Source organism: Bifidobacterium sp. W8104 (assembly GCF_016100735.1).
In the GTDB taxonomy this organism is placed as follows: Bacteria; Actinomycetota; Actinomycetes; order Actinomycetales; family Bifidobacteriaceae; genus Bombiscardovia; species Bombiscardovia choladohabitans.
This window is the reverse complement of the sequence record NZ_JACFRW010000001.1, coordinates 1,660,774-1,673,048: the sequence shown is the minus strand read 5'-3', so window position 1 is coordinate 1,673,048 and position 12,275 is coordinate 1,660,774. Positions and strand designations below refer to the sequence as shown.

General features: G+C 62.0%; 11 protein-coding genes. 2 read left to right on the top strand and 9 right to left on the bottom strand.

Annotated features, from left to right (window positions below; genetic code table 11):
* Positions 1–5 precede the first annotated feature (5 nt).
* The 6 genes from H3U89_RS06620 to H3U89_RS06595 form a co-directional block, all read right to left on the bottom strand.
* Positions 6–2,654, bottom strand: a complete 2,649-nt coding sequence (locus H3U89_RS06620) for an ATP-dependent Clp protease ATP-binding subunit (protein ID WP_198180033.1) — start codon at positions 2,652–2,654, stop codon at positions 6–8.
* 102 nt (positions 2,655–2,756) lie between these two features.
* On the bottom strand, positions 2,757–3,770 hold the full coding sequence (locus H3U89_RS06615; protein ID WP_198180035.1) for a DUF3027 domain-containing protein: 1,014 nt from the start codon (positions 3,768–3,770) through the stop codon (positions 2,757–2,759).
* Positions 3,771–3,837: 67 nt separating this feature from the next.
* Complete coding sequence (locus tag H3U89_RS06610) at positions 3,838–4,227, bottom strand: cold-shock protein (RefSeq protein ID WP_015022102.1); 390 nt, start codon at positions 4,225–4,227, stop codon at positions 3,838–3,840.
* 122 nt (positions 4,228–4,349) lie between these two features.
* A complete protein-coding gene (locus H3U89_RS08465) occupies positions 4,350–6,128 on the bottom strand; it encodes a sensor histidine kinase (RefSeq protein WP_269748838.1) in 1,779 nt (592 codons plus the stop codon).
* Between the two features lie 130 nt (positions 6,129–6,258).
* Complete coding sequence (locus H3U89_RS06600; protein ID WP_198177501.1) at positions 6,259–7,017, bottom strand: response regulator transcription factor; 759 nt, start codon at positions 7,015–7,017, stop codon at positions 6,259–6,261.
* Positions 7,018–7,021: 4 nt separating this feature from the next.
* A complete protein-coding gene (locus H3U89_RS06595; protein WP_198180044.1) occupies positions 7,022–7,621 on the bottom strand; it encodes a TPM domain-containing protein in 600 nt (199 codons plus the stop codon).
* A 261-nt stretch (positions 7,622–7,882) separates the two neighbouring features.
* Here H3U89_RS06595 and H3U89_RS06590 point away from each other — a divergent pair, with 261 nt between their 5' ends.
* On the top strand, positions 7,883–8,176 hold the full coding sequence (locus tag H3U89_RS06590) for a WXG100 family type VII secretion target (protein ID WP_015022106.1): 294 nt from the start codon (positions 7,883–7,885) through the stop codon (positions 8,174–8,176).
* 198 nt (positions 8,177–8,374) lie between these two features.
* On the opposite strand, the gene groL is transcribed toward H3U89_RS06590, so the two are convergent.
* The 3 genes from groL to H3U89_RS06575 form a co-directional block, all read right to left on the bottom strand.
* Positions 8,375–9,994: a chaperonin GroEL gene (gene groL, locus H3U89_RS06585; RefSeq protein ID WP_024626575.1), complete on the bottom strand. Its 1,620-nt coding sequence runs from the start codon at positions 9,992–9,994 to the stop codon at positions 8,375–8,377.
* 317 nt (positions 9,995–10,311) lie between these two features.
* Positions 10,312–10,515, bottom strand: coding sequence for a cold-shock protein (locus H3U89_RS06580; RefSeq protein ID WP_015022108.1), 204 nt, complete (start codon positions 10,513–10,515; stop codon positions 10,312–10,314).
* Between the two features lie 168 nt (positions 10,516–10,683).
* Positions 10,684–11,328 (bottom strand): LytR C-terminal domain-containing protein, encoded by a 645-nt coding sequence (locus tag H3U89_RS06575; RefSeq protein WP_198177499.1) that lies wholly within the window; start codon positions 11,326–11,328, stop codon positions 10,684–10,686.
* A gap of 150 nt (positions 11,329–11,478) precedes the next feature.
* Here H3U89_RS06575 and H3U89_RS06570 point away from each other — a divergent pair, with 150 nt between their 5' ends.
* Positions 11,479–12,267 carry a uracil-DNA glycosylase gene (locus tag H3U89_RS06570; RefSeq protein WP_232342454.1) on the top strand — a complete coding sequence of 263 codons (789 nt, stop codon included), beginning with the start codon at positions 11,479–11,481 and terminating at the stop codon, positions 12,265–12,267.
* Positions 12,268–12,275 lie beyond the last annotated feature (8 nt).

Below are 12,275 nucleotides of genomic sequence, written 5' to 3'. Positions count from 1 at the left end.
TTATCTCAGTCACTGGCAGGCGAACTCTGAGCGGACTGCTCAGAACCTTGACCATCCTGGCTCTGGCTGTCGGCCTCGCCTGCTGGCGGAACATCAGCGTCGGAAGAGCTCACCGAAGCTCCGACCAGTTCAGACTTCTGGTCCTGTTTATCAGCGGAGCTGGCCGCATGCCGGGGTCCCTCGAAGGGCTTTCCAGTGAAGGTGAACTCACCCAGGATGCCCTCGCCTTCGGCATCGACCTGGACGGACTCATTGTCCGTAAGGTCGCCCATGAGGATCTTCTCGGAGACGGCATCCTCGATATCCCGCTGGATGACACGGCGCAGGGGCCGGGCACCCAGGAGCGGATCGAAGCCCTTCTCGGCCAGCAGATCCTTGGCCTTGTCGGTCAGATCCAGGGACATGTGGCGCTCGAAGAGACGGTCGTTGAGCTGAGCGATGTCCAGATCGACGATCTGCCGGACCTGGGGCTCGGTCAGCTGCTGGAAGACGATGATGTCATCCAGGCGGTTCAGGAACTCGGGCCTGAACTGCTGCTTGAGCTCACTGGTCACCTGGTCCTTCATCCGCTGATAGGAGGTTTCGGTGTTGCCGCTCACGTTGAAGCCGGTGTTGGCCGCCTTGGCGATGTCACGGGTTCCCAGGTTGGTTGTCAGGATGATGATGGTGTTCTTGAAGTCCACCATGCGACCCTGCCCATCGGTCAGGTGGCCGTCGTCCAGCACCTGCAGAAGGGTGTTGAAGATGTCCGGATGAGCCTTCTCGATCTCATCGAAAAGGACCACGGAGAACGGCTTGCGCCTGACCTTCTCGGTGAGCTCGCCGCCCTCTTCGTATCCCACGTACCCCGGAGGGGCACCGAAGAGACGAGAGGTGGAGTACTTTTCCGAGAACTCGGACATATCCACCCGAATCAGGGCATTCTCGTCGTCAAAGAGGAACTGGGCCAGAGCCTTGGCCAGCTCGGTCTTGCCCACGCCGGTGGGACCGGCGAAGATGAATGAACCTGCGGGACGCTTGGGATCCTTGAGGCCCACACGGGTACGGCGGATGGAGCGGGACAGGGCGGAGACAGCCTCATCCTGGCCGATGATCCGCTTGTGCAGCTCCTTCTCCATGCCCAGGAGCTTCTTGGACTCGGCCTGGGTCAGCTTGAAGACCGGGATTCCGGTGGTCGAAGAGACCACCTCGGCGATCACATCCTCGTCGACAACCATCTTGACGTCGGATTCGCCCTCGTGCCAGGCCTGTTCCTTCTCCTTGCGCTCGGCCTCCAGCTTCTCCTGGCTGTCGCGCAGCTGAGCGGCCTTCTCGAAGTCCTGGTCCTTGATGGCCTGGTCCTTCTGGGCGGAGATGCGATCCACCTTGGCATCCAGCTCCTTGAGCTCCGGCGGGGCGGTCAGCCGCTTGATGCGCAGACGTGCGCCGGCCTCATCAATCAGGTCGATAGCCTTATCAGGCAGGTTCCTGTCCTGAATGTAACGCGCAGAGAGCTCGGCCGCCGACTGCAGGGCCTTGTCGGTGATCGTGACGTGGTGGTGATGCTCGTAGCGGCCGCGCAGACCCTTGAGGATCTCGATGGTCTGGGCGATGGTGGGCTCGGAGACCTGGATGGGCTGGAAGCGCCGCTCCAGGGCTGCGTCCTTCTCGATGTACTTGCGGTACTCGTCGGTGGTGGTCGCTCCGATGGTCTGCAGTTCGCCACGGGCCAGCAGAGGCTTGAGCATGTCAGAGGCTCCCAAGGCCCCGTCGGCAGAACCTGCGCCCACAATGGTGTGGATCTCGTCGATGAAGAGGATGATGTCGCCCCGGGTCTTGATCTCCTTGAGCACCTTCTTCAGACGCTCCTCGAAGTCGCCCCGGTAGCGTGAACCGGCCACCATGGAGCCCAGATCCAGCGAGTAGACCTGCTTGCCCTTGAGGGTCTCGGGCACGTCGCCTTCGTGGATCTTCTGCGCCAGGCCCTCGACCACGGCGGTCTTGCCTACACCGGGCTCGCCGATCAACACCGGGTTGTTCTTGGTCCTCCTGGACAGGACGACCATAACCCGCTCGATCTCGTTGGCCCGACCGATGACGGGGTCCAGCTTGCCTTCAGCAGCTTCCTGGGTCAGGTTCCTGCCGAACTGGTCCAGAATGGCCGAACCGGTCTGTCCGCCCTTGTTGGAAACGCCACCGGCATTGGCCAAATCACCCTTGCCAGCATCGCCCCCCTCGTGGTTGCCGCGAATCATGTCAATAGTGGCGGTCCGCAGATCGCCCAGATCCACGCCCATCTTGATCAGCACCTGGGTGCCAACGCCTTCACCCTCGCGGATGAGTCCCAGCAGAATGTGCTCAGTGCCAATGTAAGAGTGGCCCAGCTGAAGCGCCTCGCGCAGCGACAGCTCCAGGACCTGACGGGCGTGCGGCGTAAATGGGATGTGCCCATTGGGAACCGCATTGCCCTTACCGATCATCTCCTCGACCTGTTTGCGGGTGGCATCCAGTTCCACGCCCTTGGAGGCCAGGGCCTTGGCGGCGACACCGTCACCTTCCCTGATCAGGCCCAGGAGGAGGTGCTCGGTGCCGATGTAATTGTGCTGCAGAGTGCGGGCCTCTTCCTGCGCCAGCACAATCACCCGCCGCGCACGGTCGGTAAACCGTTCGAACATACTTGTCCTTCCCTTTGATCCGTAATTCACTCTACAGATTTACGGTGACGTTTATTCTCGGCCCACCGGGGATTGCGCTCTGAACGCAACAGGGCCTTGGAATCAGTCCTCTGAGCCGTCTTCCGACTGCATCTGCTCCATGAGTTCCACCTCAGGGCGCTCCTCGCGGGGCTTCTGCCTGACCACATCGATATGAAGATCGTCATAGGCCGGCTGCGACTGGACCCAGAGATGTGACTCCTCCTGGGGCTCGATCTCGGAATGCTCACCGCAGCCATGATCCAGGGAGACCACACGCCCGTCGTCAGGGCTCCAACGATTGGCACAGACACCGAACATGGTCCCCAGATCACCTGCCAGGGGAATCATGAAGCCGCAGGTCTCGCAGGCCTTGCCCTTGGCCGTCCGGGTCGACAGGGACTTGGGGCCGTGCTGCCCCTCGTACCAGCGCTTGGCAGTGGCGGACCTGGCCTCGGCAGTCATCAGGTGCCGACGAGTCAGTGCGAAGCGGTCGACGGCCTCATCCAGATCGTCGGACGAGGTCTGGGCACCGAAGGAGACCTGTTCGTTCGATTCCTGCCCGTGAACGTCTTTTTCGTCACCTGAGCGGTCCACCAGTCGGAAGATCGCACCGTCGGTCTCCGCATCAGTGCCATCAGTACCGTCAGCATCAACCGAGGCTGATGCTTTCCGGCCCTCTTCATTGTCCTCCGGGGTCTGCTGTACTTCAGGATTCCTAGGCTCAGCCTGCGCAGGCCTGTATCCGGCCGTCAGCCTGGGGTCGTCGGGGTCGGTGCCCATGGCATCGGTCACGCTCAGATCCGAGGGCAGCAGGCGATCCTTCCAGGGAACCCATGCCGGGGGTTGCAGGGCCGCATCGGTGGGCACCAGAGACGATTCATCCACAGTCCAGGTATCGGCATCCTCATCACGGTAGAGGGTGACCGACCACTGCCAGCCCTCGTAGCCCTTGATGGCCGAGGCAAACCGGTAGTCCCAGACTCCATCCCCGATCAGGGTGCGGCCCACCAGCGCACCGACCTCATCGCTGTCGGCAGCCACGCTCAGAGCCACCTGCCTGGCCAGTTCCTCAGGATCCAGGTCCTCTTGAACCATCTATCACACCTTCATCATCAATGGGACCGGATCAACCGATCCACGTCGGATTCTTCTCGCCGTCCATTCAGTCCGGCACGTCAAAGTCATCGGCCACAGCCCTCAGGAGGGTGGCCAGCTTGGCGGATTCGGCCCGCCCCGGATAGTGGTGCCGACGCAGGCCATTGCCAGCCGAATCCAACAGCTTGATCAGATCCTCCACGATGGCGGCCATATCGTCCGGATCGGGTCGCTTGGCACGCAGAATGGAGGGGGTCGGCCCCACCAGCTTCAGATCAAGGGCCTGGGGGCCCTTGCGGCCCTCAGCCACCGAGAACTCCACCCGGGATCCCTTGCGTATGGTGGATACCCCGGCAGGCAGGGCTGATGAGGGCAGGAAGACATCCCCACCTTGTTCATCCGTGATGAACCCGAACCCCCGCTTGGCGTCGTACCACCGTACTCTCCCGCTGGGCATGCTCTGCCACTTCCTTACGTTGCTTCTTGAACAGGTATATCCGAAATCAGTTTACCTGAACAGGACGGGCAGGACGACCCATCTTGTCATAGGCGTACGGAGCGGTTGGTGGCAGGATTGGCCTAACCCTCAGCTCCCCCCTGATCCCGCCTGACGCCCTGGGGTATGACGATGGTGAAGGTCAAACCGCCTCCCGGGGTCTGCGAGGCGCAGATGAACCCCTGATGAGCCTTGACAATGGACTGGACGATAGCTAAGCCCAGCCCCGTGCCGCCCTTCTCCCGAGCCCTGGACGGGTCGGCCGTATAGAAGCGCTCGAAGAGCCTGGACCTGGACTCCTCCGGGACGCCTGGCCCGTGGTCGACCACCCGGATGATGGCGTAGTCGGTGCCCACATGGCTGTTCTCAGCCACCTGGATCGCCTCGGTCAGGTGTCCCAGAGAGGATTCGGTGGCCTCCAGCCTGGTCAGATCCGCTGGAGCAATGGTCGCCTTGACCAGGCCCAATCCCACCTGAACCGGCGAATCAGACGGAGTGTAGCGGTGGATATTGCCCACGATATTGGTGATCACCTGACGCAGGCGGCTGGGGTCGCCAGTCACCTGTACCGGGGGCAGGGGGCCCTCCTGAATGTCCAGGCTGACGGATGGACCCAGGTGCCCGCCTACCGTGATTTTCTCCTTGCTGCGTGCCTTGAGGCCCGGCAGACCCTTGTTGGCTGCGACCGGGACCTCCTGGGGGGCTGGCTGATCCTCGGTGTCCAGGCAAACCTTTCCTGTAGCCACATCCCTTCCCGGATCCAGGGCATGCAAGTCGTCCACCCCGTCACCCACCAGTCCGGTCAGATCGACCGGCAGGGTCGTGTCGATTCCCCTGCCCTCATCCAGGCGTGCAAGCGAGAGCAGATCCGTGACCAAGGCCGTCATCCTGGTGGAAGAGTCCTCGATGTGCTGAATGGATTTGTCGGCCCGCTCCAGAGCCCCTGGATAGTCGCGCTGCATCCTGTAGAGCTCTGCATAGCCATGGATGGCGGCCAGCGGTGTGCGCAGCTCATGACTGGCATCCGAAACGAACTGTTTCATCTTCTCGGTGGTCTGGCGCTGCTCTTCGAAGGAATGCTCGATTCGCGTCAGCATGGCATTCAGGGATGCTGCCAGGGAACCCACCTCGGTATTCTCCGGGAAGCTGGGAATGCGTTGGGAAAGGTCGCCGGCCGCTATCTTTGCAGCAGTCTTCTCGATGCGTTTGAGTGGAACCAGGGTGGACTGGATCAGCAGGACCGAGATGACTCCTCCCAGAAGGACCACCACGACGGAGATAATCATGCAGAAAGCCGTCAGATCATGCACAGCCTCGTCCTGATCGCTCATGGACAGGCCGATGAAGAGTACGCCGCTGATTTCGGAATCGTCCAGCTCGTTGCGCAGCTTCCACTGCATGGCCACCACCCGCCAGGAGGCCCGGGCCCGCTTCATGGTGTCGCGATCGGGCGAGGCCTGCTTGGAGATGCGCACGTAGGCTGGTACCGTGGTCGGCTGGCCCAGGGGTATCGATCCCAGGCTGCCATCGGCGGGCAGGCGCGGGCGGGAGATGACCCCGTTGACCTGCATGGGATTCAGATCGTCCGAAATGATGTGCAGGTCGTTGTCGCGGATCTGCAGGAAGTAATCGGTTGGACCCAGGCCGTTCTTGCTCAGGTCCTCCTGGCGAAGAAGGGTGGCGTTGCGAATTCCCAGGTTGGCCTGGCGGATTAATTGCGTGTCCGTGCGCTTCATCAGATAGTCGTCGGCCATCTGGCAGATGGCTACAGAGACGCCCACCGTGCCCACGATGAGCAGGATGAGCATGCTGGCCACAAGTTTGGTGCTTAGGGGGATGGCAGCCAGAGGCGACCTAGGCATAGAGCGACCCCTCGGCTTACCGGAGCCGGCTGTCTTGCCGGAGTCCGATCCCATGAAGAACCTGGACCCGTCAGCCGCCCTCGGGTCGGGAGCGGCCGACGGCTCCGTCTTGGGGGCCGGACCCTGGGGACTAGTCGCCATCGCCGCCATCCGATGCGTTCTGCCTGGGAGCCCTGATCATGTAGCCGATGCCCCGCTTGGTCTCGATCAGCGGGGTGACCTTGCGCTCCCCACCGTGTCCGTCGCTGACGGTGATGCCATCCACCTTCTTGCGCAGGTAGGAGATGTAGGATTCCACAATGGCCGCATCGCCGCCCCAGTCGTACTGCCAGACGTGGTCCAGGATCTGGGCTTTGCTGAGCACGCGACCCTCATTGTCCATCAGGTAGCGCAGCAGCTTGTATTCGGTCGGGCTCAGGTCGATGGGTCGGCCGGCCCTGGTGACGTCATGGGAATCCTCGTTGATCTCCAGATCGCCCACGCGGATGATCGGGTCATCCTCCTGGTGCTCGCGGGTCCTGCGCAGTATGGCCTTGATTCTGGCCACGACCTCTTCCAGGCTGAAGGGCTTGGTCACATAATCGTCGCCGCCCACAGTCAGCCCCATGACCTTGTCCTGGGTATCATCCCTGGCCGTCAGGAAGAGCACCGGCGCATCGATTCCCTCCTGACGGATGCGGGAGGTGACCGTGAACCCATCGATGTCAGGCAACATGACATCCAAGACAATCAGATCCGGCTGGATGCGTTCGATGACCTGAATGGCCTCGGAGCCGGATGCCGCAGTCTCGACAGCAAAGCCCGCGAAGTGCAGGGAGGCCACCAGCAGATCCCTGATGGACGGTTCGTCGTCGACCACGACCAGTTGTGCTTGCGTCGGTTTGCTCATGGCTTCAGCTTGCCGCCTCTTTCTGGGTATTGTCTGAAAGTTCGCTGACCGTCTCTGTCTGCTTTGGTTCCTTCTTCGCTGCGCTGGACTTGCGATGATGAGCCCCTGTTCGGCTGCTGCGACGCCACCAGATCGCCACGACCACGACCAGAATGACCAGGACCACAACCGTCACCGAAAGAGCGACAATCATGATCCGATGATGTCGCTGGTTTTGTTTCAGGGTCTCCACTTGGGCCATCATGGCCCTGGCCGAGCCCACCCAGTCGGGATTGCGGCCCTTGGTGACCGGCTCCAGAGCGGCCTGCGAGAGCTGATCCACGCTGGACTGGTCCTTGAGCCAGGACTGCGAGTTGCTGGAGACCGCCACAACCAATTTGCCGTCCTGAGAGGCCACGGCCAGCATGACCGTGTCGTGGGCGGGCTTCATCGATTCGAGCACCCGGGATGCCCAGGTCTCCGGCTTGACGCCCTCATAGAAATGCGGCAGGTAGAGCAGTCGGACCGATACTCCGGTTTGCTCTGCAGTCTCCTTGATTGCATCCTTGACGGAGCCCACATCAGAACCCAGCAGATTCTGCGGATCGGTGATCGTATCTGTCATGGTTCCTGCCCCGTTTTGAGGTTCATCGGCAAAAGCCCTGGTCGATCCAAGGCCGCTGATCGCCAAAACCATCAAGAGCAGGAGAGCCAGAACCCGCTGCATGGCAGGAAAGCTGAACCGACTCGTCCTGTGGAGGGGAACTCGTTCGACCACATGGGTCCGCGGACGGGGCAACTGCGTGAACACTGTCATAGTGTCCACAGTAGCGGTTGACGGCATCGGACTCCCCCACCATCACCGCCATTCACGGAAAGGACAACCATGACAAGGTTCCAAGTTGATTCGGATCAGATACAGACGGCCTCCGGCGCGGTCAGCGGCTCGATAGGGGCCATCAGAGATGCCGTGGCGGGGATGTACACCAACCTGGACAATCTCCAAAGCGTCTGGCAGGGCTCGGCAGCCAGCCAATTCGCCACGGTGGCCCAGCAGTGGCGCGCTTCGCAGGCCCAGATGGAGCAGGCGCTTGAAGGCATCCAGGCAGCCCTGACCCAGGCCTCGGCTCTCTACGCGGACACCGAGGCCCAGGCCACCCGCCTCTTCGCCGGAGCCTGAACGCCTGGCTGATACATGCAGGCAGCTCGAATCCGTTCGACCAAGGCATGTCCATTGCTTATCGGATCCAGACCTGACAGGCATATGGAAAGACCGAACATAACAAAGGCAGGGGCCTGCGCACCATTGTCCGATGCGCAGGCCCCCGCCTTTGGCGATCACCCGGTTCAGCCGAGAATGCGGCCGAACCTCAAGGGATCAGTAGCCCATGTCGCCCTGAGGCTGAGCTGCGGCAGGTGCCGGCGGCTCGGGCTTGTTGGCCACGACGGCCTCGGTGGTCAGGAAGAGCCCGGCGATGGAGGCAGCGTTCTGCAGGGCGGAACGGGTCACCTTGACGGGGTCGGCCACGCCGGCCTCCAGCAGGTCCTGGTACTCGTTGTTGGCGGCGTTGAAGCCCTGGCCGGCAGGCAGCGAACGGACCTTGTTGATGACCACGTCACCGGAGACGCCGCTGTTCTCGGCGATCTGCTTGATGGGGGCCTCGATGGCGCGGAAGACAATGGAGGCACCGGTGGACTCGTCGCCATCCAGCTTGACATCCTTCTCGGCCTTGGCAGCGGCCTGAACCAGGGCCACGCCGCCTCCGGGCAGCAGACCCTCCTCAATGGCGGCCTTGGCGTTACGGACAGCATCCTCGATACGGTGCTTGCGCTCCTTGGCCTCGACCTCGGTGGCTGCGCCGACCTTGATGACGGCCACGCCACCGGCCAGCTTGGCCAGCCGCTCCTGCAGCTTCTCGCGGTCGTAGTCGGAGTCGGTGTTCTCGATCTCGGTGCGGATCTGGCCCACGCGGGCGGAGACCTCATCCTTGGAACCGCCACCGGAGACGATGGTGGTCTCATCCTTGGAGACGATGACCTTCTTGGCGGTGCCCAGCACGCTCATGTCGATGGAGTCCAGCTTGAGACCGAGCTCATCGGAGACCACCTGTGCACCGGTCAGAATGGCCATATCCTGCAGCATGGCCTTGCGGCGGTCACCAAAGCCAGGAGCCTTGACGGCGCAGGAGTTGAAGGTGCCGCGGATCTTGTTGAGGATCAGGGTGGGCAGCGCCTCGCCGTCCACATCCTCGGCCACGATCAGCAGGGGCTTGCCGGTCTTCATGACCAGTTCGGCGATGTGGACCACGTCCTGCTGGCTGGAGACCTTGCCCGAGGTCAGCAGAATGTAAGGATCATCCAGAACCGCGGTCTGGTCATCATTGTTGGTGACGAAGTAGGGAGCGATGTAGCCCTTGTCGAAGCGCATGCCCTCGGTGAACTCCAGGTCCAGTCCGAAGCGGTTGTTGTCCTCGACGGTGACCACACCGTCCTGGCCGACCTTGTCCAGAGCCTCGGCGATCTCATTGCCGATCTCGGGGTCGCCTGCAGAAATGGTGGCGGTGGCTGCGATCTGATCCTTGGTCTCGACTTCCTTGGACTGGGCCACAAGCTCCTTGACGATGGCGTCAGCAGCCTTCTCGATGCCGCGGCGCAGGGCGATGGGGTTGGAACCGGCGGCCACGTTCTTCAGTCCCTCATGCACCAGGGACTGGGCCAGCACGGTGGCGGTGGTGGTGCCGTCTCCGGCGACGTCGTCAGTCTTCTTGGCGACTTCCTTGACCAGCTCGGCGCCAATGCGCTCGTAGGGATCCTCCAGATCGATCTCCTTGGCGATGGAGACGCCGTCGTTGGTGATGGTCGGTGCGCCGTAGGACTTGTCCAGCACGACATTGCGACCCTTGGGGCCCAGCGTGACCTTGACTGTGTCGGCCAGCTTGTCCAGGCCGGCAAGCATGCCCTGACGAGCTTCCTCGTCATACTCGATGATTTTTGCCATTGTTGCTTCCTCCGTCATGGCTTGAGGTTTCATGACCCACCGTCGGCGTGGAACGGAACCCGACCGTCAGCTGTCGTGTTATCACTCCCGCACCTCGAGTGCTAATTCAGCAGATTAGCACTCGATGGGGCCGAGTGCCAACCCGAAGGGAAAATACGCTGCAGGCTGTATGTCATGTTTGCCCTGACATGTCGGTAGCGGCGACGGATAATCCGCACACTGCACAGTCCTGGCTCAGGATCCGGATGTAGGCAAGGTGCCATAAAAAAGGACCCCGGAATGACCGGGGCCCCCATGACGAATACAGAAGATGACAATCAGAGCTTGGTGACCTTGGTTGCCTGCAGACCCTTGGGGCCCTGCTCCACCTGATATTCGACCTTATCTCCCTCATCAAGGGTCTTGAAGCCATCTGACTGAATGGCCGAGTAGTGCACGAACACGTCCTCGCCGCCATCGTCGGGATTGATGAATCCGTAACCCTTGCCAGCGCTGAAGAATTTCACAGTGCCTTGTGCCATAACTAACTTCCTTAACATAGGTGCCGCGTCACAACAGATACGAGACTGACCGCATCTGCCTGGTCGGCAAGGTCAGTTTAGGCCCATTTATGGGGCAATTGCAAAACGCCGAGCCGAAACTCTGAATGTTTTGCCGTCGTTTTCTTCCGCTGACAGGTTGGCCGAGCCTCACTGCATGAGGATGGCTTCCACCGGAGTGGAGGCCACAGAGGATTGCTCCACCTGTGCGATGCCCAGCACGTTGGCCACCTCTTGGGCAGTGGCCTTATCCGCCTCGTCACGGTAGCGGACCATGCTCACGCCAGGCAGGGCACCTTGCGGGTTGGATGCCGTGACCGCAGTGTAACCGGCATTGACCAGAACCTGGCGCTTCTTGCCGGCATACCCGGTGACCCTGGTTCCGTTGATGACGGTGACCCGCGTGCCCCGGTTGACCACCGGAGCCGGGCTGCTGCTGGAGGCACTGGCCGAAGGCGACTGGGTGGACGGCTCAGAAGTTTGTTCCTGGGAGGCTTGATCGGTAGCGGTCGCGCTACTTGAAGCCGAAGAGGAGGCTGAACGCTTGGGCAGATGGCTGCTGATGACCCGGGAGGCTTCAGTGTGCGTCTGCTGCCAGGGCAGGGAGCCGCTGACCGCAGCCCATACGCCCAGACCGCACAGCACCGCCAAGACAACCACCAGCAGGTAGGGCAGGACCCTGACCGACAGGGAACGCGGCCCGCGATGCACGCCGACCGGGCCCTTGGGAGGGTTATCGAACGCATCATGAACCTGAGGGCGCGCCTGCGTCCCATTGTCGCGCGTGCTAGCCATGAACTCTCCTCTGCTCCACCGGATCCTGAACCATTATAAGTAATGCGTCGCCGGGTCAACATTCAACTGACCATTCGACGTCCTCCGCCAACCCTGGAATGGCCGAGGCAGTCCTGACCGGCCCATATTGCCAAGCGATATAGTGACCTTATGAACAGCAGCCAGCCAATTGCCGCAACCCCCCCTGAGCCGACGAACCGAACCGGTACCAACCCTCCGACCATAGCAGGAGGCCAGGGCCGAACCCAGCGCAAACCTTTGAGCGCTTTGGTGGACCCCGGCTGGGCCCGCGCTCTGGCACCCGTCGAGCCCAACATTCATCGGATGGGCGACTTCCTCAGATCCGAGCTGGCACAGGGTCACCGCTACCTGCCTGCCAGCAAGAACATTCTGCGCGCCTTTACCATCCCCTTCGACTCCATCAAGGTCCTGATCGTGGGCCAGGATCCCTACCCGACGCCCGGCCATCCGGTGGGCCTGAGCTTCTGCGTAGACCCTGCAGTCAGCCCCATTCCCGGCTCCCTGCGCAATATCTATGCCGAGCTGAACTCCGACCTGGGCCTGCCCACACCTTCCAACGGCGATCTGACACCTTGGACCAGGCGAGGGGTCATGCTGCTCAACCGCTGCCTGACTGTGCGGGTGGGCAAACCGGCCAGCCACCGGAACAAGGGCTGGGAGGAGATCACCGACGCCGCCATCCGAGCTCTGAACGACAGACGCGACCAGGAGGGCAAGGTCCGGCCCCTGGTGGCAATTCTTTGGGGAAGGCAGGCCCAGAGCCTTGAGCCCCTCTTGACCAACGCGGCCATCATCAAATCCCCGCATCCCAGCCCCTTGTCGGCCCGGTACGGCTTCTTCGGCTCCCATCCGTTCTCCAAGGCCAACCAAGCGCTGGAGGCCATGGGCGCCGAACCGGTGGACTGGTCACTGACCTGAGTCCTGCC

Excerpts from the sequence above, each read along its gene's own strand:
- H3U89_RS06620 (WP_198180033.1), bottom strand. The coding sequence starts at position 2,654 with ATGTTCGAACGGTTTACCGACCGTGCGCGGCGGGTGATTGTGCTGGCG.
- H3U89_RS06615 (WP_198180035.1), bottom strand. The coding sequence starts at position 3,770 with ATGGTTCAAGAGGACCTGGATCCTGAGGAACTGGCCAGGCAGGTGGCT.
- H3U89_RS06610 (WP_015022102.1), bottom strand. The coding sequence starts at position 4,227 with ATGCCCAGCGGGAGAGTACGGTGGTACGACGCCAAGCGGGGGTTCGGG.
- H3U89_RS08465 (WP_269748838.1), bottom strand. The coding sequence starts at position 6,128 with ATGCCTAGGTCGCCTCTGGCTGCCATCCCCCTAAGCACCAAACTTGTG.
- H3U89_RS06600 (WP_198177501.1), bottom strand. The coding sequence starts at position 7,017 with ATGAGCAAACCGACGCAAGCACAACTGGTCGTGGTCGACGACGAACCG.
- H3U89_RS06595 (WP_198180044.1), bottom strand. The coding sequence starts at position 7,621 with ATGACAGATACGATCACCGATCCGCAGAATCTGCTGGGTTCTGATGTG.
- H3U89_RS06590 (WP_015022106.1), top strand. The coding sequence starts at position 7,883 with ATGACAAGGTTCCAAGTTGATTCGGATCAGATACAGACGGCCTCCGGC.
- groL (WP_024626575.1), bottom strand. The coding sequence starts at position 9,994 with ATGGCAAAAATCATCGAGTATGACGAGGAAGCTCGTCAGGGCATGCTT.
- H3U89_RS06580 (WP_015022108.1), bottom strand. The coding sequence starts at position 10,515 with ATGGCACAAGGCACTGTGAAATTCTTCAGCGCTGGCAAGGGTTACGGA.
- H3U89_RS06575 (WP_198177499.1), bottom strand. The coding sequence starts at position 11,328 with ATGGCTAGCACGCGCGACAATGGGACGCAGGCGCGCCCTCAGGTTCAT.
- H3U89_RS06570 (WP_232342454.1), top strand. The coding sequence starts at position 11,479 with ATGAACAGCAGCCAGCCAATTGCCGCAACCCCCCCTGAGCCGACGAAC.